The following is a 25,556-nucleotide window of genomic DNA, read 5'->3' as shown; positions in this document are numbered from 1 at the left end:
TCAGAATATTCCTTTCCCGTTGTTACTTCATACGTTATGCAAACGAATCGGTCGCGTTCGAGGAGGAACTCCCGAATACAATAAGAGCTTAACCGGCGCTTCTATACGAAGCAGCCGGTTAAGCTTATTGAAGGTTCAGCGAGTCTTGCATGGTCTGATGTGCATATATCCGGTTCGTTACAAGTTATCCGAATACGACGCAAGAAGGTCGATTGTCCCGTTGTACTCCGCCGAAGACGGCTTATGAACCCGTACGCCGAGCCGGTCGTTTGCGGAGAAGGATGGGTCCGCGGCGGGAGGGAAAGGAAGCGAATGCGTCTCGCCGGCATTTCCGATCGCCGCCAGCCCGCCGATCCACAGCTGGCCGTTTTTCCATATGTCGAATGTAGCGGCTGTATCGCTTCCGGCGGCGATATGCGAGATGCACGCCGTCAGCCTGCCCGCCCGCGTCATCAGAACCTCCTGGGTAGGGTGTCCCTCGGCGCGTTTCAATACGGCTCCACCAGCCGGGGTCTGCGCGTTAACCGCGCCGTAGAAGTGACCGCTTCCCGTTTCTGCGGCGGGCAATGCCCATGCTGTGCCGTTCCAGACGATCATCCGGCCCAGGTCGGTATCGTAGTAGAGGTAACCGATCTCGGATTGAAACTTCGACGGCGCCGGCCGGTCCGCCGTAGAGCCTTTGCGCCTGGCCATCCATATGCTGTCTTTCTCGTGGTGGCTCTTCAGCATGTCGATATATTCCGGCAATACCGATATGCCCGCGGTCGCGAAATAATCGTGCAGTGCTTTGGACAATCTTGTATTCAGATGCGAATGCTGCAGCTTGTTATTCACGTCGATAAATTCGTAACGGGCGAGCAGGTCCGGTCTCGCCGTACCGTCGACGATCGGAGGATGAATCGTGCAGTTCAGAAACGTCACCCCGTGAGTCGGTGAAAGGAAATAAAAGTTTTTGTTGTCTTCGACTACATCGGCCTGGATGTCGCAAGCATCGAAGACGATTCGTCCCCGCATCGGCCCGCCCTCGTAAGCATCGATGCTGTTCACTCTGCAGCCGGCCATGCGGACGTCGGCGGAAGCGCCTTTGAAATGGACGAACAGGTCGCCGCAGTTGATCATTTCGATTTTCGGATAAAGCGCCCGATCGTCGGTATAGGGAGCCGAACCGAGTCCGCCCAGCAGGAAATTGACATGGGTCGCCGACTGGGACGCTTGCACCGGCGTCTTCTCGCACTGAATGTTCTCGAACCGCATATGACAGTTTGTGCGCACCTGCTGGTCGTCGTAGCCGCCCGACTTGCGCACGTCGTAGCCGAACGGGTCCGGAATCTCCATAATCCGAACGCCTTTGTCCCGCCCCGTAACCGTAACGCCGACAAACTCGATCAGTTGCGGGAAAAACAGCCGGTGTCCCTGGCTCGTAGCCGAAAACGCCGCCGTCTTCATCACACGGCATACGCCGGTCCCCGCCGGATTCGCGACGTAGTCGAATACGAAGTTATGGACGCGGATCGACTGTCCGTAGCCGATCGGATATTTGTAGTCGAAGTTGGATGGAGAGAAGTTGAGCGCCCTCGCCTCGCTGTTCGGATTCGTGACGACCAGCCGGCAGTTCGTGAGCCGGATGTGGCCGTCCCACTTGGCCCCGTAATCCTGGCGGAATGACAGGAAGTCGTTGCCGAACCGCTTCGTATTTTCGACGAACAAATCCCCGCCGCCGGTAAGCGTAAATCCGTGATAGCCGATCTCCGAATCGCGAACGTACAAGTTCCAGCAATGGAAATGGACGTCGATCCGGTTGAGCCGGCAATTTTCCACGCGGAAATTTTTGAACAGGTTCGTGCCGAAAACACCCCAATGGATCGTGCTGCCCTCGGCAGTCACGTTCCGGAAGGTGGCGTTCAGCACCCGGCTGCCGCCGATGCCGTAAGTGCCATGGAGAACGTCCTGGTCAGTGCCGGGCCGGTTTTTCTCCCAAGGAAGCAGGCGCACATTCTCCAGCGTAACGTCGTACGATCTGGAGAACGTATAAAAGCCGTGGCGCGGTTCAAGGGATATGTCGGCGTTGCCCGGCTCGAGCCCGACCCACTGATTGCGGATAATCGTCCGGCTGCGACTGACGGTAAATCCGTTGTACCAGTAGCCCTGATTTTGTCCGGGATTGTCGCCCGACAAATAGATTGTTCCTCCGTCGACGACGAGATAATGATCGTCACAAGGGTAGGCGATCAGACTCGTATAGTTCTGGAACGTCCAGGCAATATCCCCGATGATGCGGCCGTGCTCCTCAACCGCAAACAACTCTTCCTTGGCCCAGCCGGTATTGCCTTGGTAGCCGGCACGGATGCCGATCCGGTCGTTGCTGTCGGCGACGATGACGAGACAGTTTTTGTACGGCGCAAGCTCGGAAATGATCGTCGTCCCGGGCTTCAGCTTGGACAGCAGAGACGCTTTATCCGCGGCGCTGAGTGTAATCGTCTGCTGCGGCTTGGCGCTGGATATAAGGAAACGCTGCTTGTCGCGAGTGTTATAACTTTCGTCGATATGGAGGATCGTTTGTCCCCACTGGACATTCGTCTGGATCGTAATGAGATTCGTCTGCTTGATCCAGAACTCGCCTGTCAGCTGCACAACCGGGAGTTTGGCGCTATTTGCGTAGACATGGGCCTTCTTGATCTGAACGCCGTCGTCGTTGACACCGTCTCCCTTGGCTCCGAACATGTAGTAATTGACGCTTTGGCCAGCCAGCAGATGAGCCTGCAGCCCGTTCTGCAGATTGATTACACTGCCGCCGTCCTCGGGCAGTTGGGCCGTCCGGACGATATACTCGGCGCCTCCTCCGTCGCCTGCCGTGTAGTAGCCGGTAGTCCTGATGACCTGATTTTCTTCGAGATTTTGCGCGGTCGTAAGTTCAAGTAGCGTCATTTGCATATTCCCGTTCCCTGCTTGATGAGAAGTCGCCCACACCACCGTAGAGCCTGCGGCAAGAGCCGCTCCGGTCGACCCCAGAATGGCAAGCATTTTGCGTCTCGACAGCCGGGGCTTGCCGATTAGGCGCTCCTTGCTCTTGTCTTCATGAATATTCAAGAAGATCAACCTCCATATCTGTTGAAGAAGTTGTTCATTATGATGCTTCCTCTTGTTACTTGCCGCCGGACAGTAAAGTTTGAATTTCTTTGTTGGCCGCCTCTTCGGCTTCCCGCAGCGCCGTGTTGATATCTTTTTCCTTCAGCGAAACGCTGTTGAAGGCCCTTGTCAGATGTTTGGATCCGACCTTTGCGAAATCGGAAGGCTTTGCTGGAGACGCGAACTTTTGGGGCAAAAAGCTGTTGAAGTTTTTCGTTTTCAGATACGGAACATCCTGGCCGAAATCCTTCATGGCGTCCCGGTTGTTCAAGGTCGGGAACAGGCCGTTGCGGGCCAGATGGCGCTGGAATTCGTCAGAAGTCAGCCAAACGATGACATCGAACGCCTGCTCCTTGTGCTTGCTCGTATTCGTGACATAAAAGTAGCTCGGATATGGTTGAGGTCCGACGCCCGGCTTCTCCTTCCATTCGGGGAACGAGGCGACGTCCCAGTTGAAGTTGTCCTTGAAGCGGGCCGGTCCGAGCGCGGCCAGCCCGAGGTAAATCGCGGTCGACTTCTCTTTATCGAATTTGTCGACCTGCACGCCGTAGCTGACTGTCTTTTTGGTAACCTCGTTGCCGGGAAGATGATAAAATCGCGTCCACATATCGAACAGCTTCTTGAACTCGTCGGAGGTGAAGTTTACTTTATTTTGCTTGTCCGTATACGGGATGGAGAACTGGTTTACCAGCATATTGTGCGACATCGACAAAGTGAACCCCTGGTATTGAACATCGCCGTCGGTGCGTGCCATCTGCTTGGACAGATCGTACACGCCGTCCCACGTCATACCGTCCTTCGGATAAGCAACCCCGAACTTGTCGAACAAGTCTTTGTTGTAGAACATCGTCATCGTATTGTTGAATACCGGCAGGCCGTAAATGCCGCCGTCTGCAATCAGCCGCTGAATATCAATCGTGGTCGATTCAAGCCGGTTCAGATCGTATTTGTTTTGCTTGATCAGATCGGAGATGTCGTATTGCAGCTGCACGTCGAGCAGTTCGTTCGTCTGTCCGCTGGAGAGATACAGGATATCGAGCGTTTCTCCGGCCGTCACCATATGGGGAAGCGTGACCTCCGCGGTGCGTGGAATAAACTTTGGCGTAATGTGCGGAAATTTCTCTTTGATTTTGTTGCCGAACATCTTCATAAAGCCATCGTTGTCAAAGTCGCCCGATCTGGAGTAAAAGACGAGCTCGATCGGGTCCGCTTTTTTGACCGCTGGCTTGCCGCCCTCGGCGCCGGCGCCGGGGGTTGCTCCCGATCCGTTACCGGAACTTCCTCCAGAGCAGGCGGCTGCGACGGAGGTGACGAGAACAATCAGCAAAGGCAACTTTGCTTTTTGCCGCATCGACTGAAGTGCGGTTTTGTTTCTGTTCATGATTCCGCTTTCAAACGGGTCCAAGCTGGTGACGGCAATCTGGTTTTTCTCGGATTTGGAGCTTACTCGGTTCATTACGCAAACAACCTCCCTGTTTGTTATGTGCCGTTGTGGCATCGTTTTCAGTACATCGTCTGCTTGAGCTGCCCGGATTCGGGCAATGCAGCCGCGTACTCCGAGAGTATCATAATCAAGTGGAGGACAGTTGCGATCTATTATGATAAAATGTCAATAAATCACTTTTGTGCCGAGCGGAGGAATTATGTTGATCTTCGAACATTGTTCTTATCTGAATCATAACCCGATTACAATCGTAATCGGAAAGGACGCCTCGCGCACTTTCCAGCCGTTGTTTCATTTTCATCCGGGCATCGAAATCATCTTTGTTCACAACGGGGAAGGCAGTGTGATATTCGAGCACGGCGCATACGAGGTGAAACCCGGTACTCTGCTGTTTATCAAGCCGTTCCAGCCTCATTATTTGCAGATGCGGATCAGCTCGGGGACGCCGTATGTCCGGTCGTTGTTGAAATACGAAAAAGGGTATTTCACGGAATATTTGAAAGCGTTTCCGGATCTCCAGAAGTTTCACGACCATCTGTGCAGCGATTCTGATGTCGTGCAGGTTCAGCAAGTGCCGGAACACGAGCGGTTAGTGAAATTTATGGTCGAAAGCAACGAAAGGCTTCTTCTGCATCCAACCCATACTCAGATGGAGGGCAGAGCGCTTCTGCTGGCTTCCGTTCTTCACTACTTGTATCCGTTATGGAGAAAGGATGGAGCGGCGAAACAGCCGGCGGTAACAAAAGCCCCGGCAGTGTCCGGAGTGATGAAATGGATCGAAGAAAATTACGATAAGGAGTTCGAGCTCGACGTCCTGGCGCAGGCGGTACATTTGTCCCCGAACCACGTCTCCCAGCTGTTCCGCAAAGTAACGGGCAAGACGATTATCGAATGGCTGACCGAGCGCAGAATGAAGCAGGCATGCATCCTGCTGAAGACGACGACCCGCTCCGTACAGGAAATCGGCGAGAAGTCGGGATGGCCGAATTTCAACTACTTTTGCTACATATTCAAGAAGAGAATGGGGATGACTCCGAAGCAGTACAGGTATCATTAGACGGCAAAGGAGGTTATCATGGGATGCGGCTGTCGGGCGGGTGAAGAAGCCGATGCCGCTTTCGGGTCAATAGCAAAAAGCTCAGCCCTGGCGTCCGTGCGGACGGTCTGGGCTGAGCTTTGTTTGTGATGGCTGTCCTGCATGAGTTGCCGAACGAAAGGCTGCTTTTTCGGCCGCGCGATCATCGCGGAGCAGTCGCTTTCTTCAGGCCGGATGCAAGTTGGTTAGATGCTGTACGTACCGATGTCCAGGCTGTCCATAATCTGGTGGCGCAGCTTGACGAACTCCGAGCTGTTGCGGTCGCGGGGACGCAGCATCGCGGTCTGGAATTTCTCGGTAATGCGTCCCGGACGGGGACTCATGACGTAGATTGTATCGGCCAAATAGACGGCTTCGTCGATGTCGTGCGTAATGAGCAGCACGGTCATCCCCGAACCTCTCCACAGCTTGATCAGCTCGTTCTGCATCGTGAGCCGGGTGATCGCGTCCAGCGCGCCGTACGGCTCGTCGAGCAGCAGCACCTCCGGGTTCAGCACGAGGGCGCGGGCGATCGATACCCGCTGCTTCATGCCGCCGGACAGCTGGGACGGGTAATACGACTGGAAGCCGCTTAAGCCGACCTTCTCGAGCACTTCGTTGACGCGAATGCGGCGCTCCTTGGCCGGCACCTTGGCCAACTCGAGGCCGAAGCCGACATTGTCATCGACCGTTCTCCACGGATACAGGGCGTGCTCCTGGAAGATCAGGACGCGCTGCGGGTCCGGCTTCTGAATGCGCTGGCCGTTCGCCAGCACTTGGCCTTCCGAGGCAGTCTCCAGCCCTGCGATCATCCGCAGTACGGTGCTTTTGCCGCAGCCGGAAGGGCCGACGATCGCCGCGAACTCGCCTTTTTCAATCGTAAAATCGATATCGGACAACACTTCGAGCTGCCCGAACTTTTTGCTGACCCGATCGATCTGGATCGTTTGCATCAGTTATCGCCTCCCGTCATGTAGCGGTAGCGAAGCAGCCTGCGCTTCAGCTTTTCCAGCACAAGGTGGTCCAGCACGGCTGCGATCGTGCCGATTGCCACGATACTCATCAGGACGCCGCTCATATCGGCGACCTCGCCGCGCCACCTGGAGTAATAGCCGAGACCGGACATCGCTCCGCCGACCATCTCCGCGGCGATCAGCGAACGCCAGGCGTTGCCGAAGGCTACTTGAGCGCCTGTAATGAATGCGGGGAACGACTCGGGTGTGAATACTTTCGTGATCAACTGTCCTCTTGAAGCTCCGAGCACGCGGGCCAGCTCCAGGTGCGTCTTGTTGATGCCTTCGGTAGCATTCAACATGGAGAGCGCCATCGGGAAAAAGCTGGCGATAATGATGACGGTAATGATCGTAGCGTTGCCGTAACCTAGCAGGATCGCGAAGAACGGTACCCACGTGATCGGCGGTATGGCTTGCAAAATCGAAATAATTCCGCGCAAATAAACGGCGAAGCTGTGGGAGACGCCGGCCAGCAGACCGAGGACCGCCCCGAGAAGGCAAGCGGTCGGAAAGGCGACGCCGAGACGAATCATACTGTCGGCCACACCGCTCATAAAGTCGGTGTTCGAGAAGCTGCGGAGCAGCCGCCCGAATACTTCGGGCACCCCAGGCAGCAGAAATGGTTTGTTCAGGATCCACGAAGAAACTTGCCATAAGGCAAGAAGGCTGCCTATCGCAGCTAGATAAGGCAGCACCTTGCGCACAGCGGTCGTTTTCGCGGACCGTTTCGGTTTATCGGTTGTCGAATTCACCTGGCGGTCTCCTCACGTAAAGAAATGGATCAAGCTTATTTTTTGAGCTGCTGCTGCCAGGACAGATCGAGAATGTCTTCGACCTTCACCGGCTTGTCGAGCGCTTTTTGGTCGATCATCAGATCGGCGATTTGCTGCATCGTTTTGATGTGGTCCGGCGTAATGTCCCAGTTGAACGTTTGCGACTCGATCGATTCTTTAATGACGGTAGTCGCTTTTACGTCGCCTTTAGCCGTTTTGAACGAATCGCCTTCGATGAATCGCTTCGTAATGAAGTCGGCCGCTTTTTGCGGATCTTTCTGCAGCATCTCGATCGCTTCTTTCTGGGCGTCGAGCATCCGGTTGACCGCGTCGCGGTCTTTTTTCAACTGATCGTCGGTGGTGATGACGACCATGCAAGGGAACGGCCATACTTTGCCGATCTCGTAAATTTGCGTAACCGGGGACGTCAGTTGCGCCATCCGGGAGTAAGGCTCGAATACGAACGCCGCGTCTACCGCACCTCCGGCGAGCGACTGGATCGCTTGGGCTGGCTCGGCGTATACCATCTGCAAATCTTTATTCGTCAGTTTCGCCTGGGCGAGCGTTACACCGTTCAGGACGATATCCGCGGTGCTGCCCTGCTTCTGGGAAGCAAGCTTACGGCCTTTCAGGTCTTCTACCGTCTTGATGCCGGAATCGTTGCGGACGAGAATACTGTGGAAGCCCATCTGCGCACCTGCGACGACTTTCAGACCGGCGCCCTTCGAAGCCCAGGTGACTGCATTCGTGAATCCGAGCACGCCCGCGTCGACTTGGCCGCCCACCATGGCTTTAATCAGGTCGGTGCCGCTTTCGAACGCTTGCAGCTTCACTTGCAGTCCGTACTTCTCATACAGCTTGGCGTCGTAAGCAAGCATGGCTTGCGCGTCGTCCATAACGTTCAAGTAGCCGACCGTCAGCGCCTTCGTTTCTTTTTTGGCATCTCCGCCCGCGCCGCCTTGTGTCTTGTCTCCGCCCGCTTCCGGTTTCGCTCCGCACGCCGTTGCCATAATCATCAGGACGGCCAGGGCGAATATCGCCAGGGTCCGTACCTTGTATTTACCAGCAAAGTACCGTTTCATCATATTTCTTTTCAACTCCCCCATAATATAAACAATTCCTACCGTTTTAATAGGTTTTATTATAGGAATATATGGAGAGGACGTCAAGACATTTTTTGTTTTGGAAATTGCAAGCGGGAGCCGGGGGCGGCAGCGGCAGTGGTGTAGCGTTGTAGCGTTGTAGCGGTACAGGGAGCCACAGTATTGCAGGGGCGCGGCGGAGGAGGAGGCGGGCGGCGGCTAACGGACATGGGAGCCGCTTTGAACGGAAAAAGATGGGAGGCGGGCTAACTAACGGACATGAGAGCCGTTAATGTGGCGCTGGCGGCTGATTGTAGCGGATATTTTCTAAGCGGCTCTGGTGACCGTTACAGCGCGGAAATGGGCAAATTCGACGTCTAAGCTGCTGTGGTGTCCGTTAGAGAGAGGACTTCAATGCAGCCCAAGAGCCGCAGCCGGGACTCAATCCGACATACTTCGCGCGAAGGAGCAGAACTGGACCGAGCGAAGTTTGTATCCGGCTCCCGATTATCGCTATAATGTAAAGGAATACCATGCTTGCCCAACCGGCATAAGAAGGAGAAGTGAGCGCGATGCTGAGCCAAGCGTTATTAGACAAGCTGAACGATCAAATGAACTACGAGTTTTACTCTTCTCAGGTGTATCTGGCGATGGCCGCCTACTGTTCGGCGGAAAGCTTCGACGGATTCGCGAACTTTTTCATCGTACAAGCCGAGGAAGAGAAGTTCCATGCCATGAAAATTTTCCACTTCATCAATACGCTCGGCAAACGCGCCGTCGTAAGCGGAATGTCGGACCCGTCCAACGAATACGGCTCGCTGCTGGACGCGTTCGACCAAGCCTACGAACACGAGCAGACGGTAACCCGCCGCATCTACGATTTGTCCGACATCGCCTGGAACGAGCGCGAGCACGCGACAATCAATTTCCTGAAATGGTTTATCGACGAGCAGGTCGAGGAAGAAGCAACCTTCGACAGCATCATCCAGAAGCTGCGCCGGATCGACAAGGACAGCAATGCGTTTTATATGCTCGACGCCGAGCTCGCCAAGCGGACGTTCACGCCTGGGGCATAAACGGCTCGACAGCATGTTATTTCTCGTATCGATACACAGCAGGTACGCAACAAGGTTCGGCCTCCGGTCGGGCCTTATTGTTGTGGTAAGGCGCTATCCCGAGGCGTCATTTATTGACCCGGACATATGAGGGGGACACGATGAACACGTTCATTTACATGGTCAGGCACGGTGAATCGCCGAAGACGGAAGGAACCGAAAGAACAAGAGGGCTGACGGAGAAAGGAACGGCGGATGCGGATCGAATAACGGAATTATTAAAAGACGAGGGGATCGGGGTTTTCGTTTCAAGTCCGTACCGGCGGGCAATCTTAACTTTGCAGGAGTTAGCCCGGCACTCCCGGCAAAAAATCATAGTTTTTGAAGACCTCAAAGAAAGAATTTTTCGGAACAAAGACAGCCGAATGCCGGATGCGGAACTGTTCCCTTTGGTGGAAAAGTCGTTTGCCGATCCGAATTTTTCCTTAGAGGGCGGGGAGTCTAATGCGGAGTGTCAGACCCGGGCTATATCGGTTTTGAAAAAATTATTACAGCTCTACCTGGGACAGAAAATAGCGGTCGGCACCCACGGAGCCGTCATGACGCTAATGATGGCGTTTTATGACCCTCGGTACGACTTCAATTTTCTGCTTCAAACCTCTAAGCCGGATGTATACCGATTGGAATTTGACGATCAGAAGCTGGTGCAGGTAAACAGATTGTGGGGGGACTCTACTCTTAGCGGCGGTTCCAGCAACATGGGTTAAACTGACAATACCGGCACCCCCAGTGGACACAGTGTTTGAAAGGAGCTCGGCAGAGCCGCCTGCGCCAAGAACCAGCCGTGCAAGCGGCTCCAACAAGCGGAGCGCGCTAGTCCCGCCCCAGCCGGATGCGCCGGTATTCGAGCGGTGTCATCTTCTCCTGCTCCATAAACCGTTTGTTGAAGTAGCTCGGATTCGTGTAGCCGACCTCCAGCGCGACCTGTTTCACCGGCCAGTCGCTGCGTTCGAGCAGCAGTTGCTTGGCGTGCTGGAGCCGGCATAGGGTGACGAAGTCGAGTGGCGTCATCTGCATCGTTTTACGGAACAGCTTGCAAAAGTAATACGTGCTGACGCCGGCCTTCTCCGCCCATTCCTCCAGGACGAACGGCTCGCTGGCACGGCTGCGGATCGCCGGCAGCAGCCGGGCCAGCCGGTCTGACGTGTCGGCGGGCTTGCCGCCGGTAAAAGGCTCCGCCCGGCTCATAAACTCCGTCAAAATCGTATACGTCATCGAGGACAGTGTAGCCAGATGCAGGAACGAATGCGTCTCCGCTTCCTCAAGCAGCGCATGAAAGAGCGGTAGCAGCTCCTTCCACGATTTGACCGTCCACAGCGTCGTGCGCCGGAAGCCGTGCTCGGTCATATATTCAACCAGCTTCGGCCCGCCGTAGAAATGTACCCAGCGTACGTCCCACGGCTCGTCCTGGCTCGAATAATACCGCTGCTGCATAAGCGGGAAGTAGAGGAAGGCGTCTCCGGGCTGAAGCGTGATCGAATCGCCATCCAGCTCGACCGTTCCTTTGCCTGCCGTGATCAAGTGGATGCTGAAATTGTCGAGCGCCCCATAGCTGCGGTTCACCAGGTGTTCCGGCCAGTCTGAATACCAGCCGACCGATTCCGGCAAACAAAAAAACGGCGGTTCCGCTAAAGTAGGCAGATTGTACTGGCGCCTCATCTGTCAAGACCTCTCCTGTTCAGTAGGGTGGTAAAGCAATATTGTGTTATCATCCGGGAATGCAACCTAGTCTTATTTTAACTTGTCCATTAGGCCATAACAATAGAGTGTTATACGTGACCAGGGAGCAGGGAGCTGCGCTCTTCCCCGAACGAGGGGAAAATGTAACAAATCGGTAGTCGATTCGGAAATTTAAGTACACATTTTAAAAATAGTAGAGAAAATAACCGTGTATTACACCATAACATCAGCCGCGAAGCTCATCGCAAGGCACACTTCGTTATCCCCAAGCAGCAAGAAGCAATTACCGCTGCAGTTCCCACCAGGTCAAATACGGATTAGGGTCCACCGTTTTCCATGGCGAGACGTTGGTTTTATAGATTCCGAAATGCAGATGAGGGAGGAACTTTCCTTCGGTTCCTTCCGGACCGTATCCGGTGCTGCCGACGTAGCCGATCAGCTGGCCTTTCTTGACTGTGCCGCCTTTGCCCATCCCTTCGGCATAACCGGAGAGGTGCGCATAATAAAACGCGGTGGAATCGTCGGTCCGTACCGTCAGGCGCCAGCCGCCGTACTGGTTCCAGCCGTAATTGATAATCGTGCCGTCTGCGGCTGCATAGACGGGCGTGCCTTTGTCTGCGAAAATATCGACGCCCTCATGCGGTCGGATTTCCTCGCCTGACGGCGACCAGGTGCGCACCTCGGCATAATTGTTTACATACGGAGTGTACGTACCGGCCCTTAGCGGGAAATACCCGTTCAGATAGGCGGAGGGCGCAGCAGGAATACGGAGCTTGTCTCCGATATTCAGCATGTCCGGATTCGATATATGAGGATTGGCGCGAATGAGAGTTAAGGTCGGTAATCCGTAGGCTGCGGCGATTTTCCAGAACGTGTCCCCCGTCCGGACGGTATACGCATTCGCATCATCCGGTACTTGAAGCGTTTGACCCGGGTACAGCATCTCTCCGGTTGAAGGGTTCAGACTCGTCAGCTGCTGGATCGTGATGTTGTGAGCGGTTGCAACCTTCCACAGCGTATCGCCCGGCTGTACGGTGTGCGTGGCTGCCTGAACCGAGGAACCGAATAGCGATAGTCCCAGCACGATGCCGGATAATACGCCGATTTTGGATTTCATCTTGGCTGTTCAACTCCTTTTGACGGATTAGTACCATCTTAAAGGAAACGGCAGCTCATTTTTAGTAGAAAGTATTGGCAGCAGGTCCTTGCGCCTCTATGGAGACGGTCGGCTCGAGGATCGTAAACGTATTGGCCGCCGTGTTCAAATTCGCCCGTGCGCCTAGCGGAATCGCGGCTTTGTACGTCCCGTGAGCCGTCGCGAGATTCGTCATCAGCGGTTTGCCGAGCGGGACGAGCACTTCCCGGATCAAGTCCAGGTAAGTGACCCCATAGGCGGCGGTACAATCGGTGCATTGTCCCATGACGATACCGATGCAGTCGTCCAATTTCCCGGCCAGCTTCAGCCGGTTGAGCATCCGGTATACTTTATTGATCGGCTCGGCTGTTTCCTCCAGCACCAATATTTTGCCTAGCGTATCGAATTCATAGGGCGTACCGAGCGTGTCGGTAAAAGAAGTCAGATTGCCTCCGACGATCGGGCCTGTCACATTGCCGGGGACGAGGCTCGCGAGCGGCATTCCGGGCGGATTCTCGATGAGTCTCGGGGACGTTACGGTAGAGGTGGCCGTGAAAAACTGATTGTAGTTATAAGCGGGCGTACTCGTGCTGAAATTAATCAGCATCAAGCTCTGAAACCCGATCAGATTGGAAAATTGATATAAAGCGTTGGACAACACCGTAATATCGCTGTAACCGGATAAAATTTTCGGATGATCCGCGATCGCCCGAAAATCGAGATAAGGCAAAATTCCGGCGACGCCAACCCCGCCCCGGGTCGGCAAAATCATCCGCACCTTCGGGTCCAGAAACATCGCCATCAGATCGTCCGCTCTCTCGCGGTCCGTTCCGGCCAGGAAGCCGTCGGCGTCGTACACATGCCTGCCCATCGCAATTTGAAACCCGAGGCTTTGCAGCGTTTCGATTCTGCTGTCGATGACGCTTGCCGCGAGCGGGCTTCCGAGCGTCACGATGCCGATCGTATCGCCCGCTCTCAAGATCGGCGGCCTGATTGCCATAACCCAGTCCCCCAGTATGTCGAACTCGCTATCATTTAATAAGCGTATGATCGACCAGTTGCAGACAGAACGTTGGGCCGCTCGGCAAAAATTTCGCACCGGTTGGAACTTTGAGCGGGATGCGTTGTCTATATGGGTGAGGTGATTCCGGTTTGAGCCACGAAGAGGTGCGGCATGTGATCCAAAGCGGCGATCTCGAGTCGCTAATCCAGGATTGGATGGAGGCGTACGGGGACGACGTATGGAGGTACGCCTGTTTCATGACGAAGCGGCGGGATGCGGCGGACGATATTACGCAGGACGTGTTCTGGAAAGCGTACCGTCATCGATTCGCGTTCCGGGGAGAATGCTCGGTCAAAACTTGGCTGCTCGGCATTACACGCCGGACGGCGATTAATTATTTGCGCTCCGCGTTCGTCCGCAAGGTGACGCTGTTCGGATTGTTTTCCCCGCAAGGCACTTCCCGTTCCGCGGAGTCGGTTATGATGGACCGGCAGGCGGAGCGAAGTTTATGGGAAACGGTGCTCGGCCTGCCGGCGAAATACCGGGAGGTTCTGGTTCTGGATGCGCATTACGAGCTGTCCAACAACGAGATTGCGGAGCTGCTTGATTTGTCGGAAGGAACGGTAAAGTCCCGCCTGCATCGCGCAAGGGCGAAGGTGGAACGGAAGCTGAAGGAGGAGGAGCCGCGATGACAGGCAACAACAGCGAGGATCGTCACGAAGGCAATCGGCAGAAGCAGAGGGGCATGAAGGAACGGGAGAAGGAACGGAGGCGGGCGGCAGAGACGAAGCCGGCTTGGTACGCGGGGCTGAAGCGGACGCCTTACTTCGGGGAAGGGCTGAACGCGCAGCAAAAGGAGCAGGTGCTCGGCCGGGTGCGGTTGGAACGGGAACGCGGGTACCTCCGGCGCCGCAATCCGCTGGCTCTGGCGGCAGCCGTAACGGTTGCCGGCGTGTTGCTGGCGCTCGTGCTGATGCGCACGGTGGAATGGTCTCCGATCTATACGGGACAAGATCGAACGATTCAAGGAGGAGTCGGCAGTAACCCGGAGGGAAGAGGAACGCCTCGTGAAAATAATGGCAATAACAGGAAAACGAGAAACCTTTATACCGTAAATAACGTCAAAGTATTGGAGGTGTTTCCGGGTGGAGATTATGCCGCCGGAACGCCTGCCGGCAGCTGGTGGAACTTCTATACGCCGTTCGACCAGCTGAAGGATCGCACGATTCGCATCGAGGGGGTGAATCGCGAAACCGGAATCCGAATAACGGAACTGGCGGAGATGAATGTATCGGAGGCGGGGAAGGCTTACAAGGATTTTACCCGTATCTCTACACGGTTTGATCTGCCCGTAAAAGGAGTATGGTCATTCGTCGTATATATGGACGGAGAGCCGTATGCCGATGTCGTGTTCGATGTGCCCGACGCGCCTTGGCAGGTGAGTCCGACGTTCCGAAGCGGCGCGTACGACCTGCACGGAGTGAAGGGAAAGCTGGGCTTTATTGACCTTGGCTTTACGGCAGGCAAAGCGAACAAGTACATGTGGCACTTCTGGGGGAACGAATCCGAACTCGAAGGCAAGCTTCGGATTATTGCCGTTCACAAAGATTCGAACCGGGTCGTAGACGTGTTCGAAGGTGAATCTGCCGGTACCCCGCTGAACGGAGCGGATGCTGCAGCGCCTACGATGATGTCGCTGCCGGAACCGGGCTTGTGGCGCCTTATGGCGTTCATTGGAGACCGGCTGCACGGCAGTGTCGTCGTCGAGGTGAAGGCGGCAGCCGGCGGGAGCGGGGCGCCCTGATTTCCTTTCCGTACCCTTTTTGCAGTATAATGGTTCCCGAAGCGAATAGCTTCCTTAGGAATGGAAACTAGCAGGGGGAACCTATGGATGCGTTAACGGAAATTCTGCGGGGGTCAGCGGAAGCCGGTTCGTGGACACAAGCGGTGCTCAGCGGACCGAAGAAAGGGGCAGGCGCTCCGGCCGACAAAATAAAGATCAAGCCGGTGCTGCTCAAAGGCAAGCTTCACTACCAGTTTGCTCTTTATGTCGGAACGAAGGTGCTGCACGAGAACGTGGCGGCCGATCAGGCGGCCGGCCGGGCGGAGCAGTTGCTGCGCGCTCACTACAAGCAGGCGCTGCTGCAGACTAGCGAGGCGGACTATCATATTTTGCTAAACAAAAAGGGCGAAGCCGCCATTCTAAAGAAAAAGGCGACCAAGCCTGAAGCGGAACTGTCACATAACCGGAAGAAGCGCTACGTGCTGGAGGAAGGGACGCCGGTTCCTTTTCTGGTCGAGCTTGGCGTTATGAACGCCCAAGGCAAAGTGCTTGCGGCGAAGTACGACAAGTTCCGGCAAATTAACCGGTTTCTCGAGATGATCGACGACGTGGCGGAGCATTTGCCGCAAGGCCGGACGGTGCGGATCGTCGATTTCGGCTGCGGCAAGTCGTATCTGACGTTCGCTTTGTATCACTACCTCGATGAAATCCGCAAGCTGGATCTTCAAGTTGTCGGCCTTGATCTGAAGGAGGACGTCATCCGTCATTGCAGCGAGCTGGCTGCAAGGCTCGGCTATGACCGGCTCCGGTTCCTGGTCGGCGATATAAGCCGGTATGAAGGGTTCGAAGAGGTCGACATGGTCGTGACGCTGCACGCGTGCGATACGGCTACCGACGCCGCCCTGGAGAAGGCGGTCCGCTGGGGGGCCAGCGTCATCCTATCCGTCCCGTGCTGCCAGCACGAGTTGTTCGGCCAAGTGCGGAACGAAGCGCTGGCGCCGCTGCTGAAGCACGGCATCCTGAAGGAACGGTTCGCCTCGCTGGTCACCGACGCGGCGCGTGCGCAACTGCTCGAGCTGGTCGGCTACCGGACGCAGGTGCTGGAATTTATCGATATGGAGCATACGCCCAAAAATTTGCTCATCCGGGCCGTGAAGGAAGGCGACGCGGCAGGAACGCCCGATCCGGCGGGAACGGCGGCTTATCGGGCTTATGCGCAGTCGCTCGGCATTTCTCCTTATTTGGAACGGGCGCTGTCGGATCTGCTCGGCCCGCAGTTTACGAATGAAACAGAGAGAGAACAATAGGAATATAACGGGAGAGCCTAATGTGCGCCTGGATATTGGCTCGTTAGGAGGATATGGAGTGGAAACAAAACCAACGAACGGCACGGAGATGAAGAGACGGACTTGGACGTGGTCCAAATTGTTTCAGCCGCTGCTGATCGCAGCATGTTTATTTTTGTGGCTGGTGCTGACCCCGACGGGCCAGCTGGTTCAGGTGGTCGTATGGTGGAAGACGCTAAGTCCGCAAGAGGTGAACATGTACTGCGCCGGCTTGTCCATTGCTGCGGCGCTGCTGCATCTGCTCATTTTCCGCAAATCGTCGCATTCGAACGGATAACCGCGGAAGTGCGGGGCGGCCGATTGAACAGCGGGATTTCGCAAGAGGGGAGGGGTGGAGGATGTCCGCTCCGGCTTTATTCGATCGTGTTCGGACAATTGCGCTGCGATTGCCGGAGGTAGAGGAAGGGACCACCTACGGAACGGCTTCATTGCGCGTCCGGGGAAAGTTCTTCTCAAGAATTCGCGAGGACGGAGAGACGCTTGTTCTCAAAACGGATTTTGAAACGCAAGACTTCCTGCTTCAAGCTTACCCCGACATTTATTATATAACCGATCATTATAAAGGGTATCCGTACATTTTGGTGCGTCTGTCAGCAGTAGGGGCGGACGAGCTGCGGGAGCAGGTGGAACGGGCTTGGCGGCTGACCGCGCCCAAAAAGCTTGTAGCTCAGTACGATCAGGACCGGAGCCGGCCATAGGCGGCCAGCATGGCCCCAACCTTTTCGAATCGGAGAGGCATTCCGGAACAAACGCCACCTGAACCTGAACATCACCCTGTTCCGCCCGCTAAGACAAGCTTCTGAACGAAGCCTTTTTCCAAGACGAATGACCCTTGTACCAGATGCGGTGGCTTGACTTGGTAAGGCACTGTTTTATGGCAGTAACGAACTTAACCTGTAGACTCATTAACGAATCCCCCTTCGCAGCCACACGTGGTGACGGAGGGGGATTTGATTTGTACTGGGGACGGATGAACCGAACCGCCGCCGAGTCATTTACGCGGCTTGTTCCGGCTTCCGGCTCCGAACAGCGTCTTGACTTCAGCAGCCTGCTCGTCGTTTACGTCTTTGCCGCCATATCGGACCTCCTCATACAGACGCAGCGCGGTTTCTTCGTCCGGGCGCAGCGGGCTGCGCCGGATGAGTTCGCGTCCGGTCTCGCGAGGGGTCCGCGCATCGTGATGCTTATACCCTCCGGCGATCCGGCCGAGGAGGAGACGCTTGAAAGCATGGCGAACCCGCTCGCGGTTGTCCTTCAGATCGTCCCAGCCGGGTTCCTTGCCGAACCAGCCGGTGAACCGGCGCTTCCATGCATCGGCGCGTTCGCGCGCCCACTCTTTACTATCCAGAAGCGACTGCTTCTCGTCGACGTAGCCGGTGTCGGAGCTTTCCAGACGTTCCCCGTACCACCCCATAAACCGATGAAGCCACCGCTTTCCGTGTTTGACGAGGAGATACAGAAGCCAGATGGCGGCCGCCAGCATGATCAGCGCCACGACGATGTACATCACCTTCTGCAGGAAAAGGGCGAGAGCGGAAGGCTCGGATTCGCCGAACAACTGGCTGGGATCAAGCGGTTGCTGCGGCGGGTTCGACCGTTCGGTCTCTTCCGGGCGGAGCATATTAAGCAGCCGAAGCAGAAGGGCGATAGCTCCTCCGAACAGCGCCGCCCCCGCCTGGGCGGCAGCCGCGGCGAGCGTCCGGAAAGACGCGAGAAGCAGGATCAGGGCGAACAATCCGAACAGCAGCGCACGGTTGCGCCATCTCGTCTCGCCAGCAATCGGTGCGCCTTCCCGGCTCTGGGATTCTTTGTCGAGCGTGGAGCTGTTCGTCCGGTACAGCGTAAGAGCCAGCGCAACGATGCCGAAGCCCGTGATCCAGGGCGAGAACGGGGCGGTTTCGTCAAGGCGCGGATAGACGAACGAAGCGATAAAATAACCGATCATTCCGATCCACCAGACGCCGGTGCTGAACGAGCGGTCCCAGCCGCGGAGCCGGTTCTGTCTGCCGCGAATCCAGGCAGCGGCGAAACTTAGGAAGCTGACGGCGATCATCAGCGGCGAACCGCCGATCTGCCAGGCGCATGCGGCGGGAACCGCCACGGAGCCGATCCACGCCAGCAACTGCCATACCGACCGAAGCATATAGTGGAAGGCATAGCCGAGCGCATACATAACGGAGATGACAGCCAGCCATTCCGGTACAGAGAGGGCGAAACGCGGCACGATCACATATATGGCGGCGAATACCGGGAAATAAAGCAGCAGCTCGGCCAGCCCTTGGAGCCAGGCGAGAGTCAGGTTTTTCAGATGCCGCATCGCACTCAAGCCCCTTTCGTATGAGCCGGCTCCGAGGCCGGTGCCGCCGGTGCGGCCGCAGTGCTGCCGGGGGACGGACCGGAGCCGGCGGACGAATCTTGTCCGGCTTGCTGCCCGCTGCCGGCTTGCCGGGAGGGACCTTCCTCCAGCATCACGACTTGTACGGCGTTGCCGTTGTAGCGTAGACGTTCGAACTGCCGCTCCATGTTTTCGCTAATATAAGAAGTGATTACGATAAAGTCCGTATTCGATGTGCCCTGAAGCAGATCGTACTCGATAAATTCCGCGAAGCCGGTCGTTCGCTCGATCAGCAGCATGGCCATCGTCTCGTACAGACCGGTCAGGTGAGCGTCTCCTCCCGACGGAGGAATGCGGACCGGTTCCTTGGGCTGATCGATTACGCAGCCGTTGCAGCCGAATCCGGTGTCGATGCCCCGGCCGATACACATCTCGGCGAGTGCGGCCGCATACGAGATCCCTTTCTCGATCCGTTCGGGCTCGGTAACCGCGCCCCACATCGTTTCGGTAATCTCGAAATTCAGGTAGATCATGATCCGGTGGTCGGCTGTATAGTCGCGCTGATGCACCTGCAGACGGCCGGTGCGGGCCGTGGCGCTCCAATTGATCGTGTTCATCGTGTCCCCGTACCGGTACTCGCGTACCCCGGCGATCCGGAACGGATCGTCGACGACCCAGCGCCGCACGGAAATATCGCCCTGCCAGCTGTGGGAAGGCAGCGGGATGTCTTCGAGCGGGATCGGCTCGGGATAGACGAGCAGCCGCGTTTGTTTATCGAAGTACAGCGTCTGGTACGAGACGAATACCCCGAGCAAATCTCCGCTGGTCATTGTCGCGGTTTGCAGGTCGTAGCAGCCGCGCTTCAGGCAGAGCACCTTATGTTTTCGCGTGATTCGCGTATAAGGCATGAGACTGAACAAGCTTTTATGGTTCTGAAACAGTTCTCCGCTGGAGATGTCCAGATTGGACTGGTTCTGGAAGCGAAGCCCTGCATGCATAAGCGATTCCAGCCGGAGCCAGGGCATCGGCATCGCCTTGCGGTTGGCGATCACCTCGACAAGCTGTACCTCGTCGCCTTGAAAACAGGCAGGGACGTCGAAATACCGCTTGTAGCTGACATGGCGAAAGCCCCACCATTGGTACGCCTTGCCTTGCGCGAACACGATCAAGGCAGTTATGATCAGCAGCCAATGTACACTCATGGCCGCACTACCCGTTGCGCGCCAGCGTCTCGGACGGAACCGGCGTGTCCCGCAGCAGCTGGTCGATGATCGCGTCGGCCGCATTTTCCTTTAACCGAATAGCGTGTCTTAGCAGCAGTCTGTGGGCCAGCACAGGCTTCGCCATCGCCTTAATATCGTCGGGCAGGACGTAATCCCGGTCTTGCAGGATCGCGTGCACCTGCACCGCCTTCAGCAGCGACTGGCTGCCTCGGGGGCTGACGCCAAGGGCGATATCGGGGTGGCTGCGCGTCCGTTCGACGATGTGCATCATATAATCGAGCAGATCGTCGTGGACGGCGACCTGCGAATAAGCGAGCTGAGCGGCCGTCAGCTCGCGGGCGTCGGCGACGCTTTCGAGCGAGTCGAGCGGATTGTCCTGCTTGAACCGCTTCAAAATATCAACGCCCTGCTCCCGGGACGGATACCCCATGCGGACCTTCAGCAGAAACCGGTCGAGCTGGGCTTCGGGAAGCGGGAACGTCCCCTGGTTTTCGACCGGATTTTGTGTGGCGATTACCATGAACGGGCGGTCCAGCGTGCGGGTCTCCCCGTCGATGCTCACCTGCCGCTCCTCCATACATTCGAGCAGGCTGGATTGAGTGCGCGGTGTAGCCCGGTTGATTTCATCGGCCAGCAAAATATTCGTAAATACCGGACCCGGACGGAACTGGAACTCGCTTGCTTTCTGGTTATAGTAGTTAATGCCGCTAAGATCGGAAGGAAGCAGATCGGGCGTAAACTGAATGCGCTTGCAGGTGCAGTGCAGCGATTTGGCCATCGCTTTGGCCAGCAGCGTTTTGCCGGTTCCGGGGACATCTTCGAGCAGCACATGGCCGGAGGCGATCAAGGCGATCAGCAGCTGGTCGACGACGTCTTCCTTGCCGACGATGACTTTGTTTATATTCTGCTTCACGTTTTGCGCCATTCGGCGAATGTCGGTCAGTAGCATCTGAAGGGCACACTCCTTTATCTAGTCTACCTTCACCATACCATAATAGCGGGATAGAGCCTATGCCGATTATGGAGGAAATCCACAGGTAAGAGCAGACCGCCCGTTACATTGAGGAATCGAAGAGACGCATAACGGGGGAGCCGGGTTTATTTGCTCTTCTTCAGTGAAGTATAATTGATAAAAAGCTAACTATAATATACTTTTTACTTTGCAGCTTCCATTGCATGACTGAAGGGGAGAGAGAGTATGCCTATAGAATCTGAAGATCCGAAACAAGTGGTGCTGCAGGTAGGAGCCGTGCTGAAGAGACTTCGCAAAGAGAAGCAGCTCAGTCTTGATGATGTAGCGGTTTTATCGGGAGTGAGCAAGCTCACGCTGGGCAATATTGAGCGCGGGGAAACGAATCCGACCATCGGCATGTTGTGGAAAATTTCAAAAAGCTTGGCGATCCCGCTCATGGCCTTATTTTCGGCAGAAAGCGGAGTGAATGTGTCCAGAGCCGGGAAAGGGTTAAGAATCGCCGGGGAAGAGAAGACGTGGGTGATCGAACCGATCTTCCATCAGGCCAGTGATGAAATGGAAATGTGCCGAGCCTATCTCCAGCCGAATAGCTCCTACGATCCGGAAAAACATCACCCCCGTACAACGGAGATCGTTACCGTCATGTCGGGAACGGTCACGATTCGTGTCGGTCAGGAGTCACACCTATTACATCAATACGATTCTATCCGTTTTTGCGCAGACACCACGCATTCTTATATCAATCAGTCCGATGAAGTCGTCGTCCTCCATATTTTGTTAAAGTATGGGGGCTAGAACATGCGGCGTTTCAGGTCGAGCCTGCGCTGCGACATGAAGTGTCCCTCTATCCCCGGTGGATAGGGGGTATTTCGTTTTGGGGAAAAATATAGTTAGACAAGCTCAGTCATTTATATTATAGTGTACCGTATATAAATTATAATATATTATAATATACCATTTTACTTGAAAGATCAGGAGGATATTTTATGCGATCAGCAGATAATCGGCTAAAGGAGCCTCCGCATCATCAACAATCTTCAAACGCCCGTGTATCCGCAGCTTGGGTCATTGTGGCGGCGATCGTTTGTATTGCCGTCAATTTGCGGGCTCCCCTAACTTCGGTGGGGCCTTTAGTCGGTCTTATCAAAGACCATTTGCATATTTCGAATACATCGGCCGGTTTGATTACTACGGTGCCGCTGCTGGCTTTTGCGCTGTTTTCACCGTTTGTGCCGAGATTGGGACATAAAATCGGAGTGGAGCTTCTTATCTTTCTATCTATTCTGGGCTTAACGGCCGGTATTACGTTGCGTTCTTTGTCAGGAGTTGCCGCATTATTTATCGGGACGGCCGTGCTGGGACTGGCTATTTCCGTATGCAACGTTTTGCTGCCCAGCCTGATCAAGCGGGAGTTTCCCAAACGAATCGGCCTTATGACGGGGATGTACTCCATCTCCATGAACTTATTCGGAGCGATCGCTTCCGGCATAAGCGTTCCGGTCGCAGTCGGACTGGGACTCGGATGGCAAGGGGCGCTGGGCGTATGGGGACTGCTGAGCATCGTGTCCCTTATATGCTGGCTGCCTTATATGAAACGGCGCCGCCATGCGGGTTCGGCCGCTGTCTCGAATCAATCGGACGGCGGTGCCGTGAACGTATGGCGCTCCGCGCTGGCCTGGCAGGTCACGTTGTTTATGGGTTTGCAATCGACGCTCTTTTATGTACTGATCGCATGGCTGCCCGAACTTTTGGTACAGCAAGGTGTAAGTGCAAATCAATCGGGCTGGTATCTGTCCATTATGCAATTAGCACTGCTTCCGTTCACATTTATAGTTCCGATCGTAGCCGGCCGCTTGTCCAGTCAACGTTCCCTGGTCATTATTATGGCGATTTTGCTTATTAGCGGTACGAGCGGGTTACTTGCAGGAAATCCGGGTTGGATGGTGGTATGGATCGTCGTGCTCGGCATCGGGGGAGGTTTTGCCTTCGGTTTATCCATGATGTTTTTTGGACTGCGTACCCAAAATGCCCGTCAAGCTGCGGCTCTGTCCGGTATGGCTCAATCTGTCGGGTACTTGCTCGCCGCCGGCGGTCCGACCCTTTTCGGATTGTTGCACGACATTACCAACGGCTGGAAGGTTCCGCTTGTAACTTTAGTCGGCATAGCGGTGTTGCTCGGGGGATTCGGGTTAGGTGCGGCGAGAGATCGGTATGTGGGTTCGGCTTAATTGGTTAGAGGAGACTCTGACGAGTATAAAAGTCGATTGTCGTCCTTTTATTGGTTTACCCTATAAAAACTATTACGATTATATATTAGACCAATAGAGGTCCGTGCTCCTATGATGAATGTATTATATTTCGCTAGGAGGAGAGGGCCGGATGTCCATTTACGATTTTCAGGTGAACTCGATAGAGGGAAAGCCTGTTTCATTGTCTCATTATCGCGGGAAAGTTCTACTGATCGTGAACACGGCCAGCAGGTGCGGTTACTCGCGTCAATTCGCCGATCTTCAAAAGTTATATGAAGCTTACGTGAAGCGAGGCTTTGAAATACTCGGATTTTCTTGCAACCAGTTTAAGGGAAAGGAGCCCGGCAGCAACCTGGAAGTGCAGCACTATTGCGAGGGGAGCTTCGGAGTAACGTTTCCGCTTTTTGAAAAGGTGGAGGTAAGGGGACCGTCCGCTCATCCTTTATTCCAATATGTAACGAAACAAGCCCCCTTTCAAGGGTTTGATGCTGAGACATCTAGCGGGCTGTGGATGCGCGATTTTCTGTGGACTCAATGACATAGCGTGTATTCTGCCAAATAGAAAAAGCTGCTGAATTAGAATTGGCAGATCTCCTTGTTCTGTGGATTGCAACTTATTTTGTTGTGGGTGTGTTTACTATATAAACATGAGAGATAGCACACTAGCAGAATAGTGGAAGAAACTGAAATAAGGAGAGCGAGTAGTAATGAAAAAATGGATGATTGGCTTATTATGCGGGGTTACGCTGACACTTCTAACAGCCGCAGTTTCCTCTTCAACAATCCAAGGCACTTTATTTCCAAGCATGGTTACGGTCCACAACGGCAATGAGGCTAAAACGATGGATGTTACTGAAGACGGCGGCGTGATTAATTATAAAGGCAAGGCTTATGTCCCATTAAGACTGTTTTCTGAAGCGATGGGAGCGTCAGTCGGATACGAGCCGGCATCGGAAGCAACGAATGGGGTTCATAAAATTGATATTTATCAAGGGGTGGCTCCGATTCAATGGAATTTGGTAAGAACGGAGGACGTATTTCCCAAAAGCCAAGATTTTTGCAGAAGCTTCCCGATGCCTTTTTATATCATGCCTACTAATTCAGAAAGTTTGGGAGATACACGCAACTTTAAAATGAGAGTACATAGCCTTATGAATGAAAATATTACGGTCGAACCTATAGAGTTAACGTTCGAAATTACGGATGAAGCTGGCCAAGTAGTCTATAGTCGTCCATTGCCCCCACTTTCTGGAGTCATTCCAGGTAATTTCGGATTTTACGCAGAGGTTAGCTGGGATCATACGGGACTAGATGGGTTAGAAGTACCTTCGGGAAATTATTTTATTAAACTTAAGCGTCCGGATAAAGTCAGCTATAAAGTGCTGGGTAGCGATGAAGAACAATCAGTCGGGATTAACAGGGCGATGGGCTGTAACCTGGAACTTTTCAGAATTACAATTTAGAAAAGTTAGTAACAGGTGCTGTGGGTATCAATGGAAGACGTTAAGTTTGTTGAGGCTTACTGTATCTTTACTAGAGAACATACGTTTGGTAAGCTATAAATGAGAACTTTAGTAAAGAGGGGTGGGAGTATCCTTTGGATATCTCGAGCGCATTTATTGAAAGCACGCTAACCAAGTTTAAAGCCGATAAGAAATGGCTTCTTCAAGCCATCGATCAGCTGGACGAGGACGATATCGCGTGGTCTCCGACCGAGGAGAGCAACAGCATAGCGAATCTGATCGCCCATATCAGAGGCACCGCACATTCGAGAATCGAAATTTTACTGCACCCAATACCCGATACGAGGAACAGAGACCAAGAATTCGAACGAAATCTCCGGCTGTCAAAGGATCAAACGAAAACAATGGCCGGTGAGGCGCTCGATCTTATCATTTATTACCTAGAGCACTTGGAAACGCATCCCGAACTGTTATTGTCGCAGCCTTTTCTGGATAAACCGCCGCTGACTTACAGCGCGCTAAATAACGAGACGACAGCACTAAACTTGATGGTCCAGATGGTTAGGGAGATTAATTATCATATTGGGCAAATCAACTACATAGCCAAAATGAGGAAGGGTCCCCTGGTGTGGAAATACGACTAAATGATCCAGCCGTTTAACCATATCCAACTAAAACAAAAGGTCCCCCAACAGCTACGGCTCGAACATAACAGCCGGGAGAGGGGGCCTTTGTATG

Annotated in this window: 23 protein-coding genes and 1 pseudogene; 13 read left to right on the top strand and 11 right to left on the bottom strand. The window is 54.6% G+C overall.

The annotated features are described in order from the left end of the window. Positions 1 to 177 precede the first annotated feature (177 nt). Positions 178 to 3,087 carry a hypothetical protein gene (locus tag IDH45_RS21285; RefSeq protein WP_190930152.1) on the bottom strand — a complete coding sequence of 970 codons (2,910 nt, stop codon included), beginning with the start codon at positions 3,085 to 3,087 and terminating at the stop codon, positions 178 to 180. 55 nt (positions 3,088 to 3,142) lie between these two features. After that, positions 3,143 to 4,582 (bottom strand): ABC transporter substrate-binding protein, encoded by a 1,440-nt coding sequence (locus IDH45_RS21280; protein WP_190930151.1) that lies wholly within the window; start codon positions 4,580 to 4,582, stop codon positions 3,143 to 3,145. A gap of 190 nt (positions 4,583 to 4,772) precedes the next feature. Here IDH45_RS21280 and IDH45_RS21275 point away from each other — a divergent pair, with 190 nt between their 5' ends. After that, complete coding sequence (locus IDH45_RS21275) at positions 4,773 to 5,627, top strand: helix-turn-helix transcriptional regulator (protein ID WP_190930150.1); 855 nt, start codon at positions 4,773 to 4,775, stop codon at positions 5,625 to 5,627. 224 nt (positions 5,628 to 5,851) lie between these two features. On the opposite strand, the gene IDH45_RS21270 is transcribed toward IDH45_RS21275, so the two are convergent. Genes IDH45_RS21270 through IDH45_RS21260 form a run of 3 tightly spaced genes read right to left on the bottom strand, consistent with a single transcriptional unit; the run spans position 5,852 to position 8,516 of the window. Then, positions 5,852 to 6,598, bottom strand: a complete 747-nt coding sequence (locus tag IDH45_RS21270) for an ABC transporter ATP-binding protein (RefSeq protein ID WP_190930149.1) — start codon at positions 6,596 to 6,598, stop codon at positions 5,852 to 5,854. Next, entirely contained in the window at positions 6,598 to 7,410 is an 813-nt protein-coding gene (locus tag IDH45_RS21265) for an ABC transporter permease (RefSeq protein WP_190930148.1), read from the bottom strand. The genes IDH45_RS21270 and IDH45_RS21265 overlap by 1 nt, the downstream gene beginning before the upstream one ends. 35 nt (positions 7,411 to 7,445) lie before the next feature. Continuing rightward, a complete protein-coding gene (locus IDH45_RS21260) occupies positions 7,446 to 8,516 on the bottom strand; it encodes an ABC transporter substrate-binding protein (RefSeq protein WP_223836850.1) in 1,071 nt (356 codons plus the stop codon). 569 nt (positions 8,517 to 9,085) lie between these two features. Between IDH45_RS21260 and IDH45_RS21255 the strand changes: the two genes are divergently transcribed. Continuing rightward, a complete protein-coding gene (locus IDH45_RS21255; protein WP_190930147.1) occupies positions 9,086 to 9,589 on the top strand; it encodes a ferritin in 504 nt (167 codons plus the stop codon). Positions 9,590 to 9,729: 140 nt separating this feature from the next. Next, a complete protein-coding gene (locus IDH45_RS21250; protein WP_190930146.1) occupies positions 9,730 to 10,335 on the top strand; it encodes a histidine phosphatase family protein in 606 nt (201 codons plus the stop codon). A 106-nt stretch (positions 10,336 to 10,441) separates the two neighbouring features. Here IDH45_RS21250 and IDH45_RS21245 read toward each other — a convergent pair whose 3' ends face one another. The 3 genes from IDH45_RS21245 to IDH45_RS21235 form a co-directional block, all read right to left on the bottom strand. Then, positions 10,442 to 11,287 carry a helix-turn-helix transcriptional regulator gene (locus IDH45_RS21245; protein ID WP_190930145.1) on the bottom strand — a complete coding sequence of 282 codons (846 nt, stop codon included), beginning with the start codon at positions 11,285 to 11,287 and terminating at the stop codon, positions 10,442 to 10,444. A gap of 304 nt (positions 11,288 to 11,591) precedes the next feature. Then, positions 11,592 to 12,425, bottom strand: a complete 834-nt coding sequence (locus IDH45_RS21240) for a M23 family metallopeptidase (protein WP_190930144.1) — start codon at positions 12,423 to 12,425, stop codon at positions 11,592 to 11,594. Between the two features lie 61 nt (positions 12,426 to 12,486). Beyond that, positions 12,487 to 13,443: a S66 peptidase family protein gene (locus IDH45_RS21235; protein ID WP_190930143.1), complete on the bottom strand. Its 957-nt coding sequence runs from the start codon at positions 13,441 to 13,443 to the stop codon at positions 12,487 to 12,489. A gap of 152 nt (positions 13,444 to 13,595) precedes the next feature. On the opposite strand from IDH45_RS21235, the gene IDH45_RS21230 reads away from it, so the two are divergent. The 5 genes from IDH45_RS21230 to IDH45_RS21210 all read left to right on the top strand — a co-directional run bounded on the left by IDH45_RS21230 (position 13,596) and on the right by IDH45_RS21210 (position 17,273). Next, entirely contained in the window at positions 13,596 to 14,138 is a 543-nt protein-coding gene (locus tag IDH45_RS21230; protein WP_223836849.1) for an RNA polymerase sigma factor, read from the top strand. After that, positions 14,135 to 15,250 carry a DUF4871 domain-containing protein gene (locus IDH45_RS21225; protein ID WP_190930142.1) on the top strand — a complete coding sequence of 372 codons (1,116 nt, stop codon included), beginning with the start codon at positions 14,135 to 14,137 and terminating at the stop codon, positions 15,248 to 15,250. The genes IDH45_RS21230 and IDH45_RS21225 overlap by 4 nt, the downstream gene beginning before the upstream one ends. An 83-nt stretch (positions 15,251 to 15,333) precedes the next feature. After that, a complete protein-coding gene (locus IDH45_RS21220; protein WP_190930141.1) occupies positions 15,334 to 16,536 on the top strand; it encodes a class I SAM-dependent methyltransferase in 1,203 nt (400 codons plus the stop codon). 58 nt (positions 16,537 to 16,594) lie between these two features. After that, positions 16,595 to 16,852: a hypothetical protein gene (locus IDH45_RS21215; protein ID WP_190930140.1), complete on the top strand. Its 258-nt coding sequence runs from the start codon at positions 16,595 to 16,597 to the stop codon at positions 16,850 to 16,852. 61 nt (positions 16,853 to 16,913) lie between these two features. Next, on the top strand, positions 16,914 to 17,273 hold the full coding sequence (locus IDH45_RS21210) for an MmcQ/YjbR family DNA-binding protein (protein ID WP_190930139.1): 360 nt from the start codon (positions 16,914 to 16,916) through the stop codon (positions 17,271 to 17,273). Between the two features lie 293 nt (positions 17,274 to 17,566). On the opposite strand, the gene IDH45_RS21205 is transcribed toward IDH45_RS21210, so the two are convergent. Genes IDH45_RS21205 through IDH45_RS21195 form a run of 3 tightly spaced genes read right to left on the bottom strand, consistent with a single transcriptional unit; the run spans position 17,567 to position 21,082 of the window. After that, a complete protein-coding gene (locus IDH45_RS21205; RefSeq protein ID WP_190930138.1) occupies positions 17,567 to 18,892 on the bottom strand; it encodes a DUF4129 domain-containing protein in 1,326 nt (441 codons plus the stop codon). 5 nt (positions 18,893 to 18,897) lie between these two features. Further along, complete coding sequence (locus IDH45_RS21200; RefSeq protein WP_190930137.1) at positions 18,898 to 20,112, bottom strand: DUF58 domain-containing protein; 1,215 nt, start codon at positions 20,110 to 20,112, stop codon at positions 18,898 to 18,900. Positions 20,113 to 20,119: 7 nt separating this feature from the next. Next, positions 20,120 to 21,082: an AAA family ATPase gene (locus IDH45_RS21195; RefSeq protein WP_190930136.1), complete on the bottom strand. Its 963-nt coding sequence runs from the start codon at positions 21,080 to 21,082 to the stop codon at positions 20,120 to 20,122. 249 nt (positions 21,083 to 21,331) lie between these two features. On the opposite strand from IDH45_RS21195, the gene IDH45_RS21190 reads away from it, so the two are divergent. The 5 genes and pseudogenes from IDH45_RS21190 (at position 21,332) to IDH45_RS21170 (ending at position 25,462) form a co-directional block, all read left to right on the top strand. Beyond that, positions 21,332 to 21,901: a helix-turn-helix domain-containing protein gene (locus IDH45_RS21190; protein ID WP_190930135.1), complete on the top strand. Its 570-nt coding sequence runs from the start codon at positions 21,332 to 21,334 to the stop codon at positions 21,899 to 21,901. 191 nt (positions 21,902 to 22,092) lie between these two features. Beyond that, positions 22,093 to 23,334, top strand: coding sequence for a CynX/NimT family MFS transporter (locus IDH45_RS21185; RefSeq protein WP_190930134.1), 1,242 nt, complete (start codon positions 22,093 to 22,095; stop codon positions 23,332 to 23,334). 151 nt (positions 23,335 to 23,485) lie between these two features. Further along, positions 23,486 to 23,881 (top strand): annotated as a pseudogene (locus tag IDH45_RS21180) (glutathione peroxidase); the annotation flags it as partial. Between the two features lie 181 nt (positions 23,882 to 24,062). After that, the gene (locus IDH45_RS21175; RefSeq protein ID WP_190930132.1) at positions 24,063 to 24,818 is read left to right on the top strand and encodes a hypothetical protein; all 756 of its coding nucleotides are present in this window, start codon (positions 24,063 to 24,065) and stop codon (positions 24,816 to 24,818) included. Between the two features lie 134 nt (positions 24,819 to 24,952). Beyond that, positions 24,953 to 25,462, top strand: coding sequence for a DUF1572 family protein (locus IDH45_RS21170; RefSeq protein WP_190930131.1), 510 nt, complete (start codon positions 24,953 to 24,955; stop codon positions 25,460 to 25,462). The last annotated feature ends 94 nt before the right edge of the window (positions 25,463 to 25,556 follow it).

The organism is Paenibacillus oceani, from assembly GCF_014705615.1.
In the GTDB taxonomy this organism is placed as follows: domain Bacteria; phylum Bacillota; class Bacilli; order Paenibacillales; family NBRC-103111; genus Paenibacillus_AB; species Paenibacillus_AB oceani.
The sequence above is the reverse complement of the archived record's forward strand: the minus strand, read 5'-3'. Positions and strand labels throughout refer to the sequence as shown.